The following is a 1,932-nucleotide window of genomic DNA, read 5'->3' on the forward strand; positions in this document are numbered from 1 at the left end:
CTACCGAGCGCGTAGTGGACTTTCACCACCTAGTTATCGCCCATGCCGGGCACACCAAAAAGAGCAGAACGCATAAAATTCCTTACCCGTTCTGCTCAACTAATCATTTGCTCACAGCACAGCCGCATTAACCTGCCACAAACCTCCGCTTACCTGCCTGCACTCGCCTCCCAGCGTTATCACGCAGCCAATGCCCAGCTGTAACCCCTGTTCTGCCGCATACCCCGGCAGCAGCGCAAAACACTTACTCAACCTGTTCGCGCTAAATGTTTCCTGACAAATCATAACAGGATACAGCGCTCCTTGCGCCTGCACAAGCAGGCTGATTTCCTTATTATTGGAATCGCGGTAAAAGCGAAAAGCAGGCAGCTCGCCCCATTGCAAATAACTTTCCCGCAGTGCGCTGACCACATAATTTTCGTACAGATTCTTAAAATACACGCTCTGCAAAAGCGACGCGCCGTCATGCAGCTGCAATAAATACGCCGCCACGCCAGCCTCACGAAAATACACCTTAGGCGCCTTCACCAAACGCTTTCCCTCCACACGTTCCACCGGCTGCAAAAGGTACACCAGCCCCGTGCCCGCTAAAAACTGCAGCCACTGCTTGGCCGTCGGCGCGGTAATACCCACGTTATTAGCCAGAATAGTATAATTCACCACGCAGCCCGTCATGCTGGCCACGGCGCATAAAAAGCGGTAAAACTTCATACCGTCGCTAACTGTCGTCTGTTCCATAATATCCTGCTGCAAAACGCGCCGCACCCAGGCGGAATAAGCGGCCTGTTCTCCCAAGATAGCGGATACAATAGCCCGCTGCTTAGCAGCGCCGAGCAATCCTTGCAAATATTCCTCCTGCGGCACAAAGGGCTTACGCGCAGCCGAAGCCGCATTCTGCAAAGGCAGCTCCACAAAAGCAGCACGGCCTGCGTTCGTCTGCGCAGCCAGCTTTTCCAAATAATAACTCTGCGAACAGCTGGCCAAAATCTTCCCTAAAATAAGCTCCTCAGATAACAGCGCTGGCAGCAAATCCGGAACATACTGTAAATTTGCCAGATAAACAGGCAAGCGCAGGCCTTCAGCAAAAAGCTGCGGATTCTGCTGCGCCTGCAAGCGCAGGTTGGGCAAGGATAAATCCACCGTCGTATAATCCTGCGTCAAAGAAGACAAAAGCTCCTTTTGCCGCTCACCGCCGCAGGTGCGCAGAATAACCAAGTTATTATTCAGTTGTAGATTGCAGATAGCTTCTTGTAAATTATTCATGATTTCCTTTCTTTACGAAGCAAACTTACAGCTCGCGTTCATCTTTCTACTGTACAGCATATAAACGCAGGCTGTCCTCTTTTGATTTCTAAAGCACGATTAACCGTAAGTATTACGCAAAGTTAACATATTAATTTTACGTTGAATTTCTCAGCATACTAATATATAATAAAATCATCAAAAGGAGTGATTTTATGCCTAACATTAAACCTATTTCTGATTTACGCAATTATAATGAAGTCTTACACGACGTTACAGCCGGCTCGCCGGTATTTTTAACGAAGAATGGCCGCGGCAAATATGCCATCGTTGATATTCTTGACTATGAAAAAGCTAAAGCTACTCTGCGCCTGGCAAATGAACTGGCACAAGGAAAAAAATCAGGTGAAAAAAACGGCTGGCTTTCTGCCGACGAAGTAAAAGCATGTGTTCAGGAAAGGTTCCATGGAAAATAAAATACTCTATTCACCCGAAGCTTTATCCGTCACTATATTTTTACTATAAATTATCCTTGTTTATATTTTTGTTATATGGTATGATATTTACGCACGCAATAGCTGATATACGGCATATTGCGGCGAAATGACCTTAGTAAAATTACATAAGTAGGGCGATACCTTACGGTATCTATTTAGCAGTATCTCCGTTCTGTTTTGCAGAACGCCGGTA

Annotated in this window: 2 protein-coding genes; one reads left to right on the forward strand and one right to left on the reverse strand. The window is 46.7% G+C overall.

The annotated features are described in order from the left end of the window. Positions 1-111: 111 nt before the first annotated feature. Entirely contained in the window at positions 112-1,263 is a 1,152-nt protein-coding gene (locus QZ105_RS10440; protein WP_293729857.1) for a DUF4143 domain-containing protein, read from the reverse strand. Between the two features lie 194 nt (positions 1,264-1,457). On the opposite strand from QZ105_RS10440, the gene QZ105_RS10445 reads away from it, so the two are divergent. Continuing rightward, positions 1,458-1,718: a type II toxin-antitoxin system prevent-host-death family antitoxin gene (locus tag QZ105_RS10445; protein ID WP_293729858.1), complete on the forward strand. Its 261-nt coding sequence runs from the start codon at positions 1,458-1,460 to the stop codon at positions 1,716-1,718. Positions 1,719-1,932 lie beyond the last annotated feature (214 nt).

Origin of the sequence: uncultured Phascolarctobacterium sp. (assembly GCF_905212365.1) — a bacterium.
Taxonomy (GTDB): Bacteria; Bacillota; Negativicutes; order Acidaminococcales; family Acidaminococcaceae; genus Phascolarctobacterium_A.